The following is a 15453-nucleotide window of genomic DNA, read 5'->3' as shown; positions in this document are numbered from 1 at the left end:
AAAAAGAGCCAATTTAGGCTCAGTTGTTTAAAGCATTGTCTTCGTAATAGCGGTCAGCAGCAGATTCGAAGTCATAAATATTAAAGGTTTCCCAATTAATATTTTCTGCGTTCTCTGATCTTAAGGCGATTGTCATTACAGTTTTATCAATTTGATTACCACTGGCTTCTGTTAAAGGTAGTATCCAATTCAGTTGGACTTCACTGATACCTTCTTCTTCAAAGATAGGGGGTAAAATCTCTTTAGAATTGAGTAACATATCATCTTTTGTTCGTGCTGCAGTTCTATGTTCATTAGCATTCAGTTCCAGAGTGAGGATGTAATTGTCTTCCCCTGCGATTACATCCTCTATAGAGTTAATACTTTCCACCCTTGGCTTATCTGTATTTAATGCTTGATTTCCAATTAACTCTTTAATGATCGATTCGGTTATAACCTCTAGAGATGTACTAGAAACTGATGGGGCACTACTGGTGTCCGAGTTATTGGTATTTGAACTAGAGCTTGTGGATACAGCTGTACCAAACTCAGTAAAAGACGTTAGTTCATCATTATTAAACTTTAACAGTACTTTTGTTTGATCCTCTTTTAGATATTCTGCAGTAATTTCACCAGTGTCGCTTTCGTGAGAATAGTGGGGCTGGCCACCGACTAATTGGTAGATCGCTTTTGCGCTCATTCCATTTTCTAATTGTTCATATTGCTCGTTTGAGAACTCAGCTGAATCAGTTTTGGATGCCTCTAAATAGTTATTATTTCCACAAGCAGACAAAACAAATGTTAAAGCTAAGCTCAATCCAAGTAATTTCTTCAAAGCATTTCCTCCTTTTTATCCCAAAAACATCTTACTATCTATCTACGTTCTTCTTCAATAGAATGTTTCCATTCTTCAATAGAACATCCCCATAGTTCTTCTACAGAGGTATTCATAATGTGTGCAATCTTCAAAGCTACTGGTAAGGTTGGCAATCCACCTTTTATGATATTTGTTAAAGTGCTGTTCGAAATTCCTACTTTCTTTGCAAGCCATCCTTTTTTACGGCCTTCTTCTTTTAACATATGCTCTAATTTGTTCATCATAATCACCCATTTGGTGTATTCTCGAAATTTTTTTATAATCCTGCTAGTACTTATTTAGTGTGGACAGGCAATTTTTTTTACAACGCCCATATAGTGTATCAATCCCCAACAAAAAGGAGTCGATTACTAATGGCAAATAAAGCTTCTGTAGTTCGCCCATCTCATCACATACCAGCTAATAAGTTAGGACGCAAGGTATATGCTACGGTACTACTAGAAAGACAAGAAAGAGGGCAAATATGGTTGAGTCGAGAAGGTAAGGATTTACTATTAGATTGGATACATGAGAAATGAGTTTTACTTCTGTATTACGTTCAGCAGCTAGAACATTTTCTAGCCACAAGAAGCCTATCAAGAGTCGTTATAAGATGTTAGACAGCACGTATATGCTTCACTCTTACGAGGATTTAGAGGAATTATATAGAGGTGCTACAACCACAAGTGATTATGTTCATATCATCAACCACATGGATAGACACAATGTACTGGACTATGGCAGGTATGGATCCTTAGCTAGTCAAATGATTAACGACAACGGGGAGTTCAGAAAGAGGTGGCATGAATGAACACAATCCTAATTGTCGGTGGCGGGGCTATAATTGGCGCTGTCGGAGTGTTCGCATTAAAGAAGAAACATCGCAGTGACTTAGCTTGGACATTAGAGCTAATGATGAAGCTTGGTTTAATCAGTTCAGTAGGCTATATCGTGATTCAAACAGGAAAAACCATTATTCACATGTTCGGCGGTTTTCCATACTGACACGCCACATGGCGGGGCGTGAGTATAGGTGTGATATGTTGTTTCCTTTTGTTACTATTGTCCATTTTAAAACGACATATCACGTTTAATCGTAACTCTATAGGAATTGGGGCGTGGTTTTGTGTTAGTGGAATCAATCGGATTCGGTGCAGTTGTTGGTGGTGTTTTGTTGGCTCAGTCGATGGCAGGAAAGAAAGGGAAAACGGATCGTGACAAGATTGAGGAAGTGTTTGAGAATGTCTATTTTTCTGTTCGTAAAGGGAGCGGAAAGGACTCTTATGATGAGTTTCCTAAGTTCCTGAATGAAGGGGAATGGGAGCATGGTCATTCTTACGTGTACCAGTTGCCAAAAGGGATACCTTTCTCAGCTTCTGAAAAGATCAGACCTGCTATAGAGGATGCACTAAATAAGCCTGTAGCTATGGAATGGAGCGGTCGTTTGCATATCAAGGTATCTAAAATTAGGATCCCAGAAAACGTCCAATACAACTGTATAGAGGGTAAGAAGTGGAATGTACATTTAGGGCTTTCTCCTTTCGGTGACAAATTTATTGATTTTGATAAATATCCGCATATGATCGTTGGTGGAATGACACGCAAAGGGAAAACGGTATTACTTAAATCGATCACAACATCGCTATGCTTGCAAAATGGAGAGTTAGCACAGTTTTATATGCTAGATCTAAAAGGTGGCTTAGAATTCAATTCTTATGCGAATTTGAAACAGGTGAAAGGTATAGCTGACGATGTGAATAGTAGCTTGCAGATTTTAGAGCAGCTCAATCACGATTTGGATAAATGGATGGAAAATTTTAAGGAGCAACGATACTCAAATGTAGTGGAAAGTGGTGTGAGTCGCAGGGTGTTTATTATTGTAGATGAAGGGGCCGAATTAGCAAAGACTCCTTCTACGCCAAGAGAGGATAAAAAGAAGATGGATCGTTGCCAAGCGATCTTATCACGGATCGCTCGTATCGGTGGGGCATTGGGGTATCGGCTTATATTCTGCACTCAGTACCCCACAGGCGATACCTTGCCTAGACAAATAAAACAGAATGCTGATACAAAAGTATGTTTCGCTCTCCCTACAGAAATAGCGAGTCGAGTAGTATTAGATGAAGTAGGAGCTGAACAATTGCCGAGGATACCAGGAAGAGCTATTTTACGTACGGATGAAACGACAACGATACAAGTACCTTATGACAATGACTTCACGCAATATTTAAAGGAGTGGGAACGTGAACAACATCGAGAAGAATCGCAAACGGACGGAAGAGATACTAAAGAGCCTCGACAAGCACCAGTTCATGACAAGAAGCCAAATTCAGAAGCTTCACCATTTAGGTACTGACAACAATGCAAGAAGGGTGATGCGTAATTTAAACGAATGGTTGTGCAGTCGATTCATCGAGGAGAAAGTCTACTATTTAAATAAAAGAGGACGCGAAAAAATAGGCTCTGAAAACATTGCGAATTGGAACCCCAGCGTATTGCACACGGTCATGAGGAATGATGTATATCTGTATCTAAAACCTTCACAATGGCACATTGAACAGTCTATAGAAGTAGGAAATGAAGGATTTAAAATAGTTCCCGACGCTATAGGGGTTAGGAGAGAGTTAGACCAGGAACGTTTCTTCTTTGTTGAAATCGATAATACGCAAAGATGGTCAGAGAATCTCAACAAATTGCAAAAGTACCGAAAGCTTAAAGAATACAAAGTTTGGCAGGAACATCATGGCTACTTTCCTACAATCGTATGGCTTACGAAATCAAAATTGCGAGCTAATGAATTAAAAAAGATAACGGACCTAAAAATGAATGTTTATGAATGGGAGGAGATTAAATGATTGCAGCAGGGATTGTATTAAGTATGTGGGCATGCTACTTGTTTGGTGCGAATCGCACCTTGAACATAATAGAAAAGAAGCAAGAAATGAATAAATCGCAAATAGAACAAGTATTATATAGCAAATAGAGGGTTGAACAAGCGATATTAGGTGAATGTACCCTGATATCGCTTGTTTTAGGTAAAAATAACCTATGAGCATGCATACAAAGTTCGACAAATTTCACCGTTGTTAGGTTGTACAATAATAACAAAGTTGTAAATTGTGTAGACAAAAGACTTGAAATGAGAACAATCGTTCGTATATAATGACCATATAAGAAAAAGCACATTATCAAATTCATGCGCTTTATCTCCAGTATGTAGTTTTTATTTCTCTGTAGGTAGTAAGGTTCTTGTTGATAAACTCTATTTCATCTTGTTTTAATGACTCGATGAGTATAGGGTTGTCAGTTCTCCGAAATATAAAATCCAAAGAGACCTTGTAATAATCCGCTAGTTTGATCAACAATTGATAGTCCATTTCGCGCTTTCCTTGTTCGTACATAGCGTAAGTGGTTCGAGCAACACCAAGCAGCTTAGCGATGTCTTCTTGAGTTTTATTACGATTAAGTCTCAATTCACTCATTCTTGTATTCATAAGACGCCAGTCCCCCAATGTCATTCTTTGTTAATTATATCGACAAGGGGACAAGTGTTGTATCAGTGTTACAAAATGCGTATTTATTCTCTTTTAACTACACAATTTGCAATCATTGCAGGGGGGATCATCATGAAGAAAAAAGTCGAACTGAAAAAGATTGCCGAATTGCTGGGCATAAAAGAGGAACGTATTATAAAAGTAATTACTGGTTGTGTTGACGAACAGAGCGAAGAAAAGAAATAACACTCTTTGCTTCAGACTCAGATAATTCTTTCCCGTCTAAGGTTAAATTGAATTTCTCGAGAAGTTTATCATTACTCAATTCCAGGTTATTGGAAAATTCCTTTTCGTTTATATACGAAGAGGTTTTTTCATTTCCTGAGTGTAAACGCTCTGGTACTTCGTCATAGATAAGATCGTCTTCGTCCCAATAACCGCATACAATCATAAGCTCATTTAGGGATGTTGTATAAAGGTGTTCAGCTAATAATTTTATTGTTTTTACATTAGGTTTTTGTACTTCCTTTTCAATTCTAGAAATGGTAGCTCTAGAAATTCCAGTTTTCTCAGCGATGTCTCTTTGAGTCTTAAATCCACTTTTGATTCTATGATCCGCTATAAATTTACCGAAATTAATTTCACTCATTTTTAACTTCATCTCCTAGTATCAACCTATATTAATATCATACCCTTATTATAACAATTTGATTGCGCGCGTGCAATTTTTATTTCAAAAAAGGTTGCGCTCTCGTAATTTATTATTGTATAGTTTATGTACGAGGACGCAACTTATTCACGAATTGAGGTGACGAAATGAAAAAATATATAATTCGTCTAGATGTTAAAGAGTTCTTAAAGGCAGCTATCGATCATGAAATTTCAAGCGATACAGAGTTAGCGGCAAAGATCGGTGTTTCAGTTTCACAAATTTGGAGAGCGAAATTAAATAAGGATGATCCAAGATATTGTGCACCTGGACCCGCATTTATTGCTGGTGTAATAAATGCTTTTGGAGAACCATTCGAAAGATTCTTTTTTTTGGAACCTGAGTTACGAGGTCGTAACTTATCGGATGATTATAAGAAAGAGGTGAATGCGAAATGAAAACAGATAAACAAAGTAAGTTCATTATAGTCTGTGCTGTTTGTTCCTACTTGTTTGCGATGTTCTCGATAGTTAAAGATGTATTGTTTTAATACGGAAACACCGACACAAAATCAAAACTCATTTCGAAATTATGAGAGAAGGGAGTTATTGCATGAAACAAACAGTCAAATTCAATTTAGAACAGCAGTCACAAGTTATCGAAGCTCTGGAGTCTTATCAAATGGAGTTAAAAGAAGCAGAAGTGAAAAGAGTAGATTTAATTATTGCACATCTGGTTGGAGGCTCTGATCAATACGATAGCGAGGAAATGATCTATATCGTACGAGCTCTTAATGCATTCAGCAAAGTGTTGGAAGGTTGCAGAGAGCCATTAGCTGCCACTAAATATGAAATCTTAGCATCGAGAGTGGATCGTAAGCGTGAGCAGTTCCAGTTAGCGAATCATCCATTGAAAAAGATGTCATTAGCTTAAGGAGGTGATAGAAGTGTTAGCGGGAGATATAAAAGTTAAGCAGTTCTTAGGAGAAAATTTGGAAAAAGGGATCAATGAGTGGTTAGCAGAGAATCCCTTTTCGGAAATCCTTGATATCAAATTTAGTGCAAGTGCAACAAGTGAGGATTGGGGAACTGATGCATTGATTATCTATAAGGAGGCGAAATAAATGAAGATCACATTTAAAGAATTATTCCTAACAGGATTTAAAAATCACCGCGATCTTACAGTTAACTTTGGCGAGGAAACGAAGATCAGCGGTGATAACGGCGAAGGTAAATCAACAGTTGTTAATGCACCTTCATGGGCCTTCTTCGGAACAGATGTTTTCAAGAATAAGCTTGATCCTACACCAGTAACATACGAGTCCGAAGAGACAAAAGTTTCATTAATTTTAACTATCGATAGTAAAGAAGTCAAATTGACTCGTGAGTTGAAGAGTGGAAAAGCAAAGTATTACATCAATGATGTACCGAGCAAAGCAACTGAATTTGATTTACTGGTTTCCAATTTAGGTGATAAAGACTTCTTCTTATCACTTTATAATCCGCACTACTTCTTTACCCTTAAATGGGATAAGCAACGCGAAATGCTTTTACAATATGTTGCTGCTCCATCTAATAAGCAAGTCCTTAAAGAATTGCACGGTCCTCAATCTGATAAATTAACAGAGTTATTGAAAAAGCATAAGTTAAATGATATCGAAAAGATCCATCGAGAGAATAAAACAAAGATGGAAAAAGCTCATATTTCAGCAGAGAGCAGAACAAAAACTCTAAAGGGACAACTTGATCAATATGAATCTTATGTAATCTCTGTTAATGAAGTTGAGGATGAGCTTGGTGAGATCGGGCAATTGTTAGAGCAAGTTGATAATGATATTTCTAACGCAAACGAGAAGAATCGAAAATTTAGTCATATTCAATTTCAACTCGAAAACCTCCAAAGTGAAATTGAACACTCGAAGGAAAAGTACTCACAAATAAAAAATGAACACATAGCTTCTGAGTGTCCTTTGTGCAACCAATCACTGGATGAAGACTCTATCGAAGCAGTAAAAGATAAGAAGCTCCAAAGAATGGAAGAGCATAAAGATTCTCATAAATTATTGTTAGATAAAAAAGCCTCATTAAAAGAAAACCTAATGAACCTTGAAAGAGTTGAGCTAGATGATCTCCTCTCAAAACGAAATGAATTGGATGATAAGCGACAGCCTCTAATACAAGCTTTACGTTCAGTTAAACAAGTAGATCAACTGAAAGAACAAATCGAAATAGCTGAACAGGACGAACAAGAAAAGCTCAACAGCTTAAATGATTCAATCTTTATCATCGATGCTATCAAAGCATTCCAGGCAAAAGAAGCTGAGTTGCAAGGTGAAAAAGTACAAGCTCTATTTACTACCTTATCAGTTCGTTTGTTTGAAGAACAAAAGAATGGTGATATCAAGCCAACCTTTGTGATTCAGATGGATGGTAAAGACTATAAGATGCTCTCACTCTCTGAATCTATTAAAGCTGGTTTAGAGTTGCGTGAAGTATTGAGTGAGCAAAGTGGAGTAGTGGCGCCAACATTTGTTGATAATGCGGAATCTATTACAGCGTTTAAAGGTCCTACTGGTCAATTGATAACTAGTCGAGTGGTCGCTGATCAAGAGCTGAAGATAGAGGTGAGCGAATAATGAAATTATCAGAAATGCTGAAAGCTCTAGAAGATGGGAAACGTGTAAGAAACACAGCCTGGCCAACAGATCATTTTTGGGAAATGGAAAGCGCTCGGATTGTATCAGTTGGTGATGGAAAAAAGATGTATCCTAAATATCATCTTAATGATTTGTTCGATTACGGATGTTGGGAGGTTGTTCCTAAATACGTATCTTTCACAGATGCTATGAAAGCTTTTGAACAGGGTAAACAAGTTGCCATCTCAATAAGCGGACATTATGTCACTTTTAATAAAGCAGATAAAGTTCAACTTAAACACAACTTCATAGGAGAGTTCACTTTTCGAGAACTAGTGGAAAATAAGTGGGTGATCGAAGAATGAAACAAGAACTAATGACCCAATTAGCAGATTTGGATAAGCAGTTTGAACAACTAGAGCTTATTCGAAATCGAGCTCAATTTGAAGTTGATGCTTTGCAAAGTGATCTTCAACAGTTGGGAGGAGCTTATAATGCGTAAAATATACTCGCTTGAAGTTTCTTCAAAAACAAGCAATTCTATTGCAGTTTTTAATTTCAAAACTAAGAAGCAAAGAGAGTTAATGCTTAATATCTTAAATGATTGTGATACAGATGCCAGGCTTCAGTTAATCAATAAGGAGGTCTCTCGTAATGAAACAAGGCAAGAATCCTAATCGTCGTCAAAAAGAATCTATTAAACAATCAGGTCTTAATCCAAATAACTGGCTAGTAAGCAAAGCAAATGATGATCAGTTGCTATTAATCCATAGAGAAACAGGCACATCAAAATTAATTTACTCATAAGGGGAGAATATTCATGTCAAACATTATCACTAATCAACTTGCAGAAGTAAAAGCGTTCACTGAAGGTGAGCTTCAAACCATTCAAGACACATTAGCGAAAGGTACCACACCAGAACAGTTCAGTTTATTTATTCGAACAGCAGCTGCAGCGGGTCTTAACCCGATGCTTAATCATATTTATTGCATCGTTTATGGTGGCAAAATGTCCCTTCAAGTGAGTGTAGAGGGCATTATGTACCTAGCTAAGCGAGTAGAAGGCTACCAAGGTGTAGACGTTCAATTAGTCTATGAAAATGATGAATACAAGGCTAAAAGAGTACGCGGTGAGGATGGCCGTTACTTCTGGGATGTTGAGCATGAAATGAGTAGTGATCCAGGACAAGTTATTGGGTGTTATGCCTTTGCTTACCGTGAAGGATTTCCACCAGTGTTCGAATATTTGAAGGCGGATGAGGTTGAGCACAACCTTAAAGGCAACAATGCTGCACTATGGAAGAAATATTATAACGACATGTTCAAAAAGCATGTAGTGAAAAGAGCCGCCAAGCGTCAATACGGCATTGAAATTAGCGAAGAAGATGTTGCTCCAAGTGGTAATGATATTCCTGAATACAAGCCAGAGCGTAAAGATATCACCCCAAATGAAACAACACAGCCGGCACAGCATGATCAAGAAGTCGTTCAAGATCCAATTAAAGATGCAAAAGATCAGATGCAAATGAAGTTCGCATCTTTAGGGATCGAAGGTAAAGAAGCTAAAGGAGCTTACATTAAGAAGAATGCACCAAATGCTTCTAATCCTCCAACGCTTCAACAGCTAGAAGGATTATTAAAGATTATGGATCTTCAAATAGAAGAAATGAATTCTACAGAAAATGATGGATTGGAATAATTGCTATGAAATTAAATATTCTAGCATCCGGTTCTCAGGGCAATTGTATTGCCTTGAGTTCTGGAAACACAACAATCTTGATCGATGCTGGTATTGCGAAAACAAAAATCGAAAAACGGTTGCTTGAAGTAGGGATCAGACCTGATCACATCTCAGCTATCTTCATTACTCATGCCCACGGGGACCATATTAAAGGTTTACCACTGGCTAACAAGTTCCAAATTCCAGTCTTTGCAGGATTAGAAGAGTGGAAAGATATCAAGGTTTCAATTGATGCAGAACTTATGCACAACGTTTCTTCAGATAAGAGCATTCAAATCAAAGATGATTTTGAGATAGGTGCTTTTAAAACACATCATGACGCTCTTGAGTCTTACGGTTATGTGGTTACAGATGATAAGGAAAAATGCTCTATTTGCTTAGATACGGGACATGCAGATTCAAACATGGTAAAGGCTATGTACGGTTCAGATATTTACATCATTGAAGCAAATCACGAGCCGAATATGGTAGAAGCTTCTGATTATCCGATAAGTGTTCAAGCAAGGATTCTAAGCCATATAGGACATCTGAGTAATGAACAAACGGCTATTGCTTTAAGTAAGCTGATCCAGGGGCGCGGTGAACGAATCTATCTGACTCACTTATCACATAAGAACAATCTACCTGCATTAGCTGAGATGACCGTCAAACGAACATTAACTAAGCAAGGTTTTAAGGCAGGAACACATTATGAGATAGAGGTGATTTAGCAAGGTCACCTTAGAAACGGGTGATTACATGGTTAATCCACAATTAGAAAACGGACATACGCGGATTGCCAATGAAATTCTAGAACGTATTATGAAGCTCTCTCTCAACGGAACTCAGTTTAGATTAGTTTTGGCTATATGGAGATTTACCTATGGATTCCAAAGAAAAGATCATCTCTTATCGCTTAGCTTCTTAACAAAAGCTATTGAAGCAAGTAGGAGCCAGGTAGACAGGGAGCTTACAGCTTTGATTGAAAGAAAGGTCATTGTTATTAGAGGAAATGGATCGAGAGGTGCACGAGTAATGGCTTTTAATAAAAATCATGAGGAATGGATTGACCGTCCTCTAAATAGAGGTCAGTCTCCACTGTCCCCTAATCAGAGTACAGAACCGTCCTCTACGTCGGGTACAGTACTGTCCTCTAATCCGAGGAACAAGAAAGAAAGAACTAAAGAAAAAAAGAAAGAAACTCGTCAATCAAAAAGATATGACGAGGACAACACCTATTACAAAATGGCCAAGGTCTTTCATGAACTGGTAACCGATGTTGCAAAAGATGCTGGTGTGGAGCATTTAACACGCAAAGCGAATTTGCAAAAGTGGTCGGATGATTTTAGGAAGCTAGTAGAGCTTGATGGCGTGGAGGATAAAGCACAAATTCATAGGCTTATGAAATGGGTTACGCAGCATGATTTTTGGAGAACCAACGTGTTGTCTGCCAAGAAGTTTCGAGAGAAGTATGCAGATTTGGCTATCAAGATGAACTCTGAATCAATGCCTAAAAAGCACCCTTCTCATTATCAGAAGGATTCACGGGATATAGAGATAGCTCGTAATAAGTGGATAGCGAATGGAGGGGATCCTGATGAATTCACTTTCTGATCATAGCTTTCAAGCAGAACAATCAGTTTTAGGAGCGGTACTTTTGGACGCTGATGTACTAGACGAAATCAGCTTTTTGGAAGAAAGAGACTTCTCACCTTCGCATGCAGAAATTCTAAAGGTCATGCGTTATTTGGATGAACAAAACAAGCCAGTGGATTTGGTTACTGTAACCACTGAATATAACCACTTCAGAAGGTTGGATCAGATTGGCGGTATTGATTATCTTGTTAAATTAGTTGATGCATGCCCGACCACCGCTAACGTTAAGCATTACGCCAAAATTGTCCGTTCTAAAGCTATCAGAAAAAGAGGATCTGACATTGGTAATCAGATTGCTGAATTAGCACACGCGGATTTTAAAACGGATGAAGAATACTTTTCTGCTGCTGAAGTCTTGCTAGATAAAATGCGACCTCAAGAAGTGGGTAAAATGCAAAGCTTTAAAGAAACAAAGGAACGTTATTTAAAGCATCTAAAGCAGAAGGTCAGCACAATATTGAGTGGGATGAAATCATTTGACACCTGGTCTAAAGGTTTAGGAAGACAAGAGCTTTTTGTAAGCGCCGGTCGCCCTTCTATGGGTAAGACTGCGCTCCTTATGCAAAGAGTAAGAGGTATTGCAGAACACAATCCTAGCGCCGGTTGCATCTTGGTTTACTCGCAAGAAATGGCTGATAACGAGTTGAAAGATCGGATGATATCTAATATGACCGGCATACCTTTTGCTCGAATAAAGTCCAAAGCTCTGAGTGAAAAAGAAGAAGCTGCTGTTTTGAAAGCATATGAACAACTTGAACAATATTTAATCTTTATACAAGATTCGGCTGGTGTCACCATTCAAGAAATACGCTCAACAGCTCGTCAGTTCAAAAGAAAATATGGAAGGATCGCAATGATTGCAGTTGATTATCTTCAAATTATGTCTATCCCTCAAGCGAAGAATGAGAGTAGAGCTCAAGCTATTGGAAATGTTACAACAACAGCTAAACGGATTGCTAGAGAAATGGATTGTAATTTTATGATGTTATCTCAGATGAGCCGTGAAAGTGAGAATAAAAAGAAGCCTCAGTTATCTGACTTAAAAGAATCTAGCAATATTGAACAAGATGCTGATGTTGTCGAATTTCTCTGGCACGATTCGGGAGACACGCACCAAAACGGAAAGGTGGTCCAACAGTTTATAGCTAAAGGTCGAAACATTGGTATTAATGAATTCCGATTACTGTTCAGAGGTTGGAAGCAGCACTTTGAGGAGTTAGAAGACGAATGAAGAAGATCGAGACAATGGAGCAACGTGAAAAAGCACTTAAATACATGCGCGATTTTGCTAAAGAAACAGAGCATCCACTATACACACCGGATCCTCAAAAGCAAAAAATCTACGATGCTACTTCTTACGCTATACAAGAGCACAATAAAGTAATTTACAAAGAAAGCGAGTTTCCGCCAGAACAGGAACAACCGCAACAAGAGGAACCTTCAACTTCTCCTGATCTTAGTGGTTGGCTTGACTGAGGTGATGAAAATGGATTACTCAAAAGCTACTAATCAACAACTTTATGAGATTGCATTAGATCAAGGAGCAAGGATGACCGAACGATATACAGCTGCTAAAGAGTTGCAAGAAAGGAAGTTAGCAAATGCGATATGTAGGTATTGATCCTTCTACCAAAACAGGCTTTGTAGCACTCGATGAAGAGGGTCAAGTGCAACGGGCTAAAGAGTTAACCGGCATAGGTGATATTGATCCAAAGCGAATTACGACTCTTGTAGGAGAGGTCATAGCCCATATTAAACCTGGTGACTTCATAGCTGTTGAAGGGTTTAGTTATAACAGCCAGGGACGAGGTATTGGATTCCAATTTGGTATAGGATATGCCATTCGAATTGCTCTTTACAGTAGAAATATCCCTTATATCGAAGTAAGCCCTGGTCAGTTGAAGAAGTTCGCAACTGGTAAAGGAAACACACCTAAAGACAAGATGCCATCGCCTATCCAAGAAAACTGGGGATTTACAGATCGGAGTGACAACGTACTTGATGCTTATGTATTAGCAAGGTGTGTACAAGCTTACAAGAACTTTGATGGAATGCTCTTTAGATTAACAGATTATCAGAGAGAGGTCATTGAGACTATTATTAGTCCGCAACCTAAATCTAAGCCCAAGAAGAAAAAGAAAGCCAAATAGGCGGTGATAACGTGAATGAACGTCAGCGGGATCAACATTTCAGAAGGGAAGTTGCTATAAAAATTGCCGAGATCGAGGACAAGCATTGTAAACCTTGTATGCATAATAGTAGCCGCCGTAATAAATCTACTACTCATTGTAGGAATTGCGAGTTTGGAAAAGAGCTAGTCCGTTATGGAGAGCTCTTGACGAGTAAGTCAAAAAGAAGGAAAGAAAGCACTAAAGAGCAGGTTTCGGTTAAGAAAAAGGAGGCAAAGCAGATGAGCACAAGCAGAAATACTGATCATGACCTGGTGGTAAATGGGTTATCTCGTGATAAATATATGATGCTGAAGGATGAAAGAAAACCCGATTCCGAGTTGATGAAAGCATACAAGTTAACCAGCGCTAAATTAACTTCTACTAAGGAAAAATGGGGGTTGCTTGGTTATCGAGGAAATGTAAAAGCTGGGTCAATTAAGAAGAAAGTGAAAGCTCCTGAAAATCTAGTACCAATGAGTAAACATGATCACGCGGCAATCACATCAACTAAAAGCAACGATTCATTAATAGATGATTACGAAAAATTGAAATCAGAACACGAGAAGTTATTAGATCACAATGTAGGTGCCGCTGAAGAGTTTCTCAAACTGAATAATGAACTAGAAAAATCAAAGGAAACAATATTTGATTTGCAGAATCAAATCAGCCATAAGGATCACCATATAGACGCCTTACAAGATCAAGTTAATGAGTTAGAACGGTTGGAATCAATCGAAGAGAAGTACCTTGCCACCGTAACAGCACTTAAAGTTCACTTGCCTGAAGTTGGCGAGATGAAATGAAGGATAAAAAATTCAAACTCTGGAACGGCAAGGAAATGTCAGAGCCTTTTGATCTAAGCCAAAACCCTATCTACTGGACAGACTTATTGAGTGAAGCTCCTGAAGCAATTGTGCAATACACGGGACTCAATGATAAGAACGGTACGGAGGTTTATGAGGGGGATATTGTCAAGATATCAGACCATCCTTTTGACAGCACCACTTTCGGTGTGAACGGAAATTATGAAGTTGGTTATAACGATCAAATGGAATTATGTTGTGGCAGTTGGTTGTTGCCAAAAATGAAACACTATGCAGAAGTAATCGGCAACATCTACGAGCATCCTCACTTATTGGAGCGTGAAGACTAATGCAAATCTTCTCCTCTAAAGAAGTTGAGCATGTTGCTAATGGAATTAGTCAGTTTCTCGACCGGTACCGCACTCGTAAAGCACAGTCAGAGGTAAATGAACGCAAGCTATCAAATAAGAAGCGCAAGTCTCAGTCAAAGAACTAGGGAAAGTGGAAAAAGCGTAGGTAGGAGGGTGTCATGGAGGATGTTCAAAGCTTTAAACGTGGGTTAGCTGCAATTATGTATAAACATCATGTCGTATCGTTCAGAGGTAATAGAGGTGGGTTCATCGGTTATTTTGGAGGGAAGCGCAGCATGTTTTTACCTTATTGCTTTTATAAACAAGCTACACTTCCTGGTACGTTTAGTGACATCTTAGACTACCCCAAGACAAATATCTTTAGGCTTACCAAGGACTTGAGGGATTTATTCAATTACTACAATGTCAGGTGTATCAAATCACAGCATCTTGAGAATTTCTTCATTGTACCAGACGATAATAACCATTTTTTAATGGAGAACGTAGATATTGAGTTTTTTGAAAAGAAGGAGGGACAGAGGCTATGAACCTATCAAAACTGTTTGAAATTCAAAATGGACTTAGGAACCATATTGGATATGCAAAAGAAGATAAGCTTGAAAAGATGTTTCTTGCTTTCATCGTTGAAGTTGGTGAATGCGCTAATGAGTGGAGAGGGTTCAAATATTGGAGTCAGAACCAAGAACCTAAAGAAAAGTTACTTGAGGAATATGCGGACGGATTTCATTTTGTTATTGATATAGGAATTGAGTTGTTAGAAAAAGAAGAAATTAAATCATTACCGACTTTTAATCACGTCTATCCAGTGAAAAATCCCGATATCGTTAATCAATTTAAAGATGTCATTAGATCAACTATCATTTTAGAAATGTTGCAGGGAGTTATTTCTTATGTGGATGATGAATACAGATTATTTTTTCAACTGTATCTTGGTTTAGGCGAAATGCTCGGCTTCACCTGGGATCAAATCGAACAAGCTTATCTTGAGAAAAACAAAGAGAATCACGAGCGTCAAAATAACGGTTATTAAGCCCATACACATACGTTGCACTGATTAGGTGCATTTACCCTACTATACTTTGAAAATGTCGACATAAGTCGAAAAGGAGCGAAAAAACC

Annotated in this window: 30 protein-coding genes; 26 read left to right on the top strand and 4 right to left on the bottom strand. The window is 38.2% G+C overall.

The features are described 5' to 3' along the window. Positions 1 to 19 precede the first annotated feature (19 nt). A complete protein-coding gene (locus RYX56_RS05610; RefSeq protein WP_317121081.1) occupies positions 20 to 814 on the bottom strand; it encodes a hypothetical protein in 795 nt (264 codons plus the stop codon). A gap of 38 nt (positions 815 to 852) precedes the next feature. Then, a complete protein-coding gene (locus RYX56_RS05605; RefSeq protein WP_317121080.1) occupies positions 853 to 1080 on the bottom strand; it encodes a helix-turn-helix transcriptional regulator in 228 nt (75 codons plus the stop codon). 129 nt (positions 1081 to 1209) lie between these two features. On the opposite strand from RYX56_RS05605, the gene RYX56_RS05600 reads away from it, so the two are divergent. The 6 genes from RYX56_RS05600 to RYX56_RS05575 all read left to right on the top strand — a co-directional run bounded on the left by RYX56_RS05600 (position 1210) and on the right by RYX56_RS05575 (position 3818). Then, on the top strand, positions 1210 to 1374 hold the full coding sequence (locus tag RYX56_RS05600; RefSeq protein ID WP_317121079.1) for a hypothetical protein: 165 nt from the start codon (positions 1210 to 1212) through the stop codon (positions 1372 to 1374). Beyond that, complete coding sequence (locus RYX56_RS05595; protein WP_317121078.1) at positions 1371 to 1646, top strand: hypothetical protein; 276 nt, start codon at positions 1371 to 1373, stop codon at positions 1644 to 1646. Before RYX56_RS05600 ends, RYX56_RS05595 begins: the two co-directional genes overlap by 4 nt. Continuing rightward, positions 1643 to 1840 carry an LPXTG cell wall anchor domain-containing protein gene (locus tag RYX56_RS05590; protein ID WP_317121077.1) on the top strand — a complete coding sequence of 66 codons (198 nt, stop codon included), beginning with the start codon at positions 1643 to 1645 and terminating at the stop codon, positions 1838 to 1840. The genes RYX56_RS05595 and RYX56_RS05590 overlap by 4 nt, the downstream gene beginning before the upstream one ends. Before the next feature lie 121 nt (positions 1841 to 1961). Then, positions 1962 to 3191 carry an FtsK/SpoIIIE domain-containing protein gene (locus RYX56_RS05585; protein ID WP_317121076.1) on the top strand — a complete coding sequence of 410 codons (1230 nt, stop codon included), beginning with the start codon at positions 1962 to 1964 and terminating at the stop codon, positions 3189 to 3191. Then, a complete protein-coding gene (locus tag RYX56_RS05580) occupies positions 3148 to 3690 on the top strand; it encodes a replication-relaxation family protein (RefSeq protein ID WP_317121075.1) in 543 nt (180 codons plus the stop codon). The genes RYX56_RS05585 and RYX56_RS05580 overlap by 44 nt, the downstream gene beginning before the upstream one ends. After that, positions 3687 to 3818: a hypothetical protein gene (locus tag RYX56_RS05575; protein WP_317121074.1), complete on the top strand. Its 132-nt coding sequence runs from the start codon at positions 3687 to 3689 to the stop codon at positions 3816 to 3818. Before RYX56_RS05580 ends, RYX56_RS05575 begins: the two co-directional genes overlap by 4 nt. A 220-nt stretch (positions 3819 to 4038) precedes the next feature. Here the strand turns inward: RYX56_RS05575 and RYX56_RS05570 are convergent, their stop codons facing one another. Both RYX56_RS05570 and RYX56_RS05565 read right to left on the bottom strand, forming a co-directional pair. Next, positions 4039 to 4329, bottom strand: coding sequence for a helix-turn-helix domain-containing protein (locus tag RYX56_RS05570; protein WP_317121073.1), 291 nt, complete (start codon positions 4327 to 4329; stop codon positions 4039 to 4041). Between the two features lie 205 nt (positions 4330 to 4534). Further along, positions 4535 to 4978, bottom strand: coding sequence for a helix-turn-helix domain-containing protein (locus RYX56_RS05565; RefSeq protein ID WP_317121072.1), 444 nt, complete (start codon positions 4976 to 4978; stop codon positions 4535 to 4537). Positions 4979 to 5145: 167 nt separating this feature from the next. On the opposite strand from RYX56_RS05565, the gene RYX56_RS05560 reads away from it, so the two are divergent. The 20 genes from RYX56_RS05560 (at position 5146) to RYX56_RS05465 (ending at position 15364) form a co-directional block, all read left to right on the top strand. Further along, positions 5146 to 5436, top strand: coding sequence for a hypothetical protein (locus RYX56_RS05560; RefSeq protein ID WP_317121071.1), 291 nt, complete (start codon positions 5146 to 5148; stop codon positions 5434 to 5436). 154 nt (positions 5437 to 5590) lie between these two features. After that, on the top strand, positions 5591 to 5911 hold the full coding sequence (locus RYX56_RS05555) for a hypothetical protein (RefSeq protein ID WP_317121070.1): 321 nt from the start codon (positions 5591 to 5593) through the stop codon (positions 5909 to 5911). Positions 5912 to 5924: 13 nt separating this feature from the next. Next, positions 5925 to 6101, top strand: coding sequence for a hypothetical protein (locus RYX56_RS05550; RefSeq protein WP_317121069.1), 177 nt, complete (start codon positions 5925 to 5927; stop codon positions 6099 to 6101). Then, positions 6102 to 7613 carry an AAA family ATPase gene (locus tag RYX56_RS05545; RefSeq protein WP_317121068.1) on the top strand — a complete coding sequence of 504 codons (1512 nt, stop codon included), beginning with the start codon at positions 6102 to 6104 and terminating at the stop codon, positions 7611 to 7613. Then, on the top strand, positions 7613 to 7978 hold the full coding sequence (locus RYX56_RS05540; RefSeq protein WP_317121067.1) for a hypothetical protein: 366 nt from the start codon (positions 7613 to 7615) through the stop codon (positions 7976 to 7978). The genes RYX56_RS05545 and RYX56_RS05540 overlap by 1 nt, the downstream gene beginning before the upstream one ends. Then, positions 7975 to 8115 (top strand): hypothetical protein, encoded by a 141-nt coding sequence (locus tag RYX56_RS05535; RefSeq protein WP_317121066.1) that lies wholly within the window; start codon positions 7975 to 7977, stop codon positions 8113 to 8115. Before RYX56_RS05540 ends, RYX56_RS05535 begins: the two co-directional genes overlap by 4 nt. Further along, positions 8108 to 8290, top strand: coding sequence for a hypothetical protein (locus RYX56_RS05530; protein ID WP_317121065.1), 183 nt, complete (start codon positions 8108 to 8110; stop codon positions 8288 to 8290). Before RYX56_RS05535 ends, RYX56_RS05530 begins: the two co-directional genes overlap by 8 nt. Continuing rightward, positions 8268 to 8420: a DUF6906 family protein gene (locus tag RYX56_RS05525; RefSeq protein ID WP_317121064.1), complete on the top strand. Its 153-nt coding sequence runs from the start codon at positions 8268 to 8270 to the stop codon at positions 8418 to 8420. Before RYX56_RS05530 ends, RYX56_RS05525 begins: the two co-directional genes overlap by 23 nt. A gap of 13 nt (positions 8421 to 8433) precedes the next feature. Then, a complete protein-coding gene (locus tag RYX56_RS05520) occupies positions 8434 to 9312 on the top strand; it encodes a RecT family recombinase (RefSeq protein WP_317121063.1) in 879 nt (292 codons plus the stop codon). A 5-nt stretch (positions 9313 to 9317) separates the two neighbouring features. Then, positions 9318 to 10064, top strand: coding sequence for an MBL fold metallo-hydrolase (locus RYX56_RS05515; RefSeq protein WP_317121062.1), 747 nt, complete (start codon positions 9318 to 9320; stop codon positions 10062 to 10064). A gap of 28 nt (positions 10065 to 10092) precedes the next feature. Then, positions 10093 to 10947, top strand: a complete 855-nt coding sequence (locus tag RYX56_RS05510; RefSeq protein ID WP_317121061.1) for a replication protein — start codon at positions 10093 to 10095, stop codon at positions 10945 to 10947. Further along, positions 10931 to 12220, top strand: coding sequence for a replicative DNA helicase (locus tag RYX56_RS05505; RefSeq protein ID WP_317121060.1), 1290 nt, complete (start codon positions 10931 to 10933; stop codon positions 12218 to 12220). Before RYX56_RS05510 ends, RYX56_RS05505 begins: the two co-directional genes overlap by 17 nt. Further along, positions 12217 to 12465, top strand: coding sequence for a hypothetical protein (locus RYX56_RS05500; RefSeq protein WP_317121059.1), 249 nt, complete (start codon positions 12217 to 12219; stop codon positions 12463 to 12465). The genes RYX56_RS05505 and RYX56_RS05500 overlap by 4 nt, the downstream gene beginning before the upstream one ends. Positions 12466 to 12475: 10 nt before the next feature. Continuing rightward, complete coding sequence (locus RYX56_RS05495) at positions 12476 to 12610, top strand: hypothetical protein (protein ID WP_317121058.1); 135 nt, start codon at positions 12476 to 12478, stop codon at positions 12608 to 12610. Next, a complete protein-coding gene (locus RYX56_RS05490; RefSeq protein WP_317121057.1) occupies positions 12591 to 13139 on the top strand; it encodes a RuvC family protein in 549 nt (182 codons plus the stop codon). Before RYX56_RS05495 ends, RYX56_RS05490 begins: the two co-directional genes overlap by 20 nt. 11 nt (positions 13140 to 13150) lie before the next feature. After that, positions 13151 to 13963: a zinc-finger domain-containing protein gene (locus tag RYX56_RS05485; protein ID WP_317121056.1), complete on the top strand. Its 813-nt coding sequence runs from the start codon at positions 13151 to 13153 to the stop codon at positions 13961 to 13963. Continuing rightward, positions 13960 to 14313, top strand: a complete 354-nt coding sequence (locus RYX56_RS05480) for a YopX family protein (RefSeq protein ID WP_317121055.1) — start codon at positions 13960 to 13962, stop codon at positions 14311 to 14313. Before RYX56_RS05485 ends, RYX56_RS05480 begins: the two co-directional genes overlap by 4 nt. After that, entirely contained in the window at positions 14313 to 14459 is a 147-nt protein-coding gene (locus tag RYX56_RS05475) for a hypothetical protein (RefSeq protein WP_317121054.1), read from the top strand. The genes RYX56_RS05480 and RYX56_RS05475 overlap by 1 nt, the downstream gene beginning before the upstream one ends. Positions 14460 to 14492: 33 nt before the next feature. Then, the gene (locus RYX56_RS05470; RefSeq protein WP_317121053.1) at positions 14493 to 14861 is read left to right on the top strand and encodes a hypothetical protein; all 369 of its coding nucleotides are present in this window, start codon (positions 14493 to 14495) and stop codon (positions 14859 to 14861) included. Further along, a complete protein-coding gene (locus RYX56_RS05465; RefSeq protein WP_317121052.1) occupies positions 14858 to 15364 on the top strand; it encodes a dUTP diphosphatase in 507 nt (168 codons plus the stop codon). The genes RYX56_RS05470 and RYX56_RS05465 overlap by 4 nt, the downstream gene beginning before the upstream one ends. The last annotated feature ends 89 nt before the right edge of the window (positions 15365 to 15453 follow it).

This window comes from Alkalihalophilus lindianensis, from assembly GCF_032843265.1.
GTDB lineage: Bacteria > Bacillota > Bacilli > Bacillales > Bacillaceae_D > Alkalihalophilus > Alkalihalophilus lindianensis.
The sequence above is the reverse complement of the archived record's forward strand: the minus strand, read 5'-3'. Positions and strand labels throughout refer to the sequence as shown.

Coding starts and splice junctions, on each gene's coding strand:
- RYX56_RS05605 (WP_317121080.1), bottom strand. CDS start 1,080: ATGATGAACAAATTAGAGCATATGTTAAAAGAAGAAGGCCGTAAAAAA.
- RYX56_RS05600 (WP_317121079.1), top strand. CDS start 1,210: ATGGCAAATAAAGCTTCTGTAGTTCGCCCATCTCATCACATACCAGCT.
- RYX56_RS05595 (WP_317121078.1), top strand. CDS start 1,371: ATGAGTTTTACTTCTGTATTACGTTCAGCAGCTAGAACATTTTCTAGC.
- RYX56_RS05590 (WP_317121077.1), top strand. CDS start 1,643: ATGAACACAATCCTAATTGTCGGTGGCGGGGCTATAATTGGCGCTGTC.
- RYX56_RS05580 (WP_317121075.1), top strand. CDS start 3,148: ATGACAAGAAGCCAAATTCAGAAGCTTCACCATTTAGGTACTGACAAC.
- RYX56_RS05575 (WP_317121074.1), top strand. CDS start 3,687: ATGATTGCAGCAGGGATTGTATTAAGTATGTGGGCATGCTACTTGTTT.
- RYX56_RS05570 (WP_317121073.1), bottom strand. CDS start 4,329: ATGAATACAAGAATGAGTGAATTGAGACTTAATCGTAATAAAACTCAA.
- RYX56_RS05565 (WP_317121072.1), bottom strand. CDS start 4,978: ATGAGTGAAATTAATTTCGGTAAATTTATAGCGGATCATAGAATCAAA.
- RYX56_RS05560 (WP_317121071.1), top strand. CDS start 5,146: ATGAAAAAATATATAATTCGTCTAGATGTTAAAGAGTTCTTAAAGGCA.
- RYX56_RS05555 (WP_317121070.1), top strand. CDS start 5,591: ATGAAACAAACAGTCAAATTCAATTTAGAACAGCAGTCACAAGTTATC.
- RYX56_RS05545 (WP_317121068.1), top strand. CDS start 6,102: ATGAAGATCACATTTAAAGAATTATTCCTAACAGGATTTAAAAATCAC.
- RYX56_RS05540 (WP_317121067.1), top strand. CDS start 7,613: ATGAAATTATCAGAAATGCTGAAAGCTCTAGAAGATGGGAAACGTGTA.
- RYX56_RS05535 (WP_317121066.1), top strand. CDS start 7,975: ATGAAACAAGAACTAATGACCCAATTAGCAGATTTGGATAAGCAGTTT.
- RYX56_RS05530 (WP_317121065.1), top strand. CDS start 8,108: ATGCGTAAAATATACTCGCTTGAAGTTTCTTCAAAAACAAGCAATTCT.
- RYX56_RS05525 (WP_317121064.1), top strand. CDS start 8,268: ATGAAACAAGGCAAGAATCCTAATCGTCGTCAAAAAGAATCTATTAAA.
- RYX56_RS05520 (WP_317121063.1), top strand. CDS start 8,434: ATGTCAAACATTATCACTAATCAACTTGCAGAAGTAAAAGCGTTCACT.
- RYX56_RS05515 (WP_317121062.1), top strand. CDS start 9,318: ATGAAATTAAATATTCTAGCATCCGGTTCTCAGGGCAATTGTATTGCC.
- RYX56_RS05510 (WP_317121061.1), top strand. CDS start 10,093: ATGGTTAATCCACAATTAGAAAACGGACATACGCGGATTGCCAATGAA.
- RYX56_RS05505 (WP_317121060.1), top strand. CDS start 10,931: ATGAATTCACTTTCTGATCATAGCTTTCAAGCAGAACAATCAGTTTTA.
- RYX56_RS05500 (WP_317121059.1), top strand. CDS start 12,217: ATGAAGAAGATCGAGACAATGGAGCAACGTGAAAAAGCACTTAAATAC.
- RYX56_RS05495 (WP_317121058.1), top strand. CDS start 12,476: ATGGATTACTCAAAAGCTACTAATCAACAACTTTATGAGATTGCATTA.
- RYX56_RS05490 (WP_317121057.1), top strand. CDS start 12,591: ATGCGATATGTAGGTATTGATCCTTCTACCAAAACAGGCTTTGTAGCA.
- RYX56_RS05480 (WP_317121055.1), top strand. CDS start 13,960: ATGAAGGATAAAAAATTCAAACTCTGGAACGGCAAGGAAATGTCAGAG.
- RYX56_RS05475 (WP_317121054.1), top strand. CDS start 14,313: ATGCAAATCTTCTCCTCTAAAGAAGTTGAGCATGTTGCTAATGGAATT.
- RYX56_RS05470 (WP_317121053.1), top strand. CDS start 14,493: ATGGAGGATGTTCAAAGCTTTAAACGTGGGTTAGCTGCAATTATGTAT.
- RYX56_RS05465 (WP_317121052.1), top strand. CDS start 14,858: ATGAACCTATCAAAACTGTTTGAAATTCAAAATGGACTTAGGAACCAT.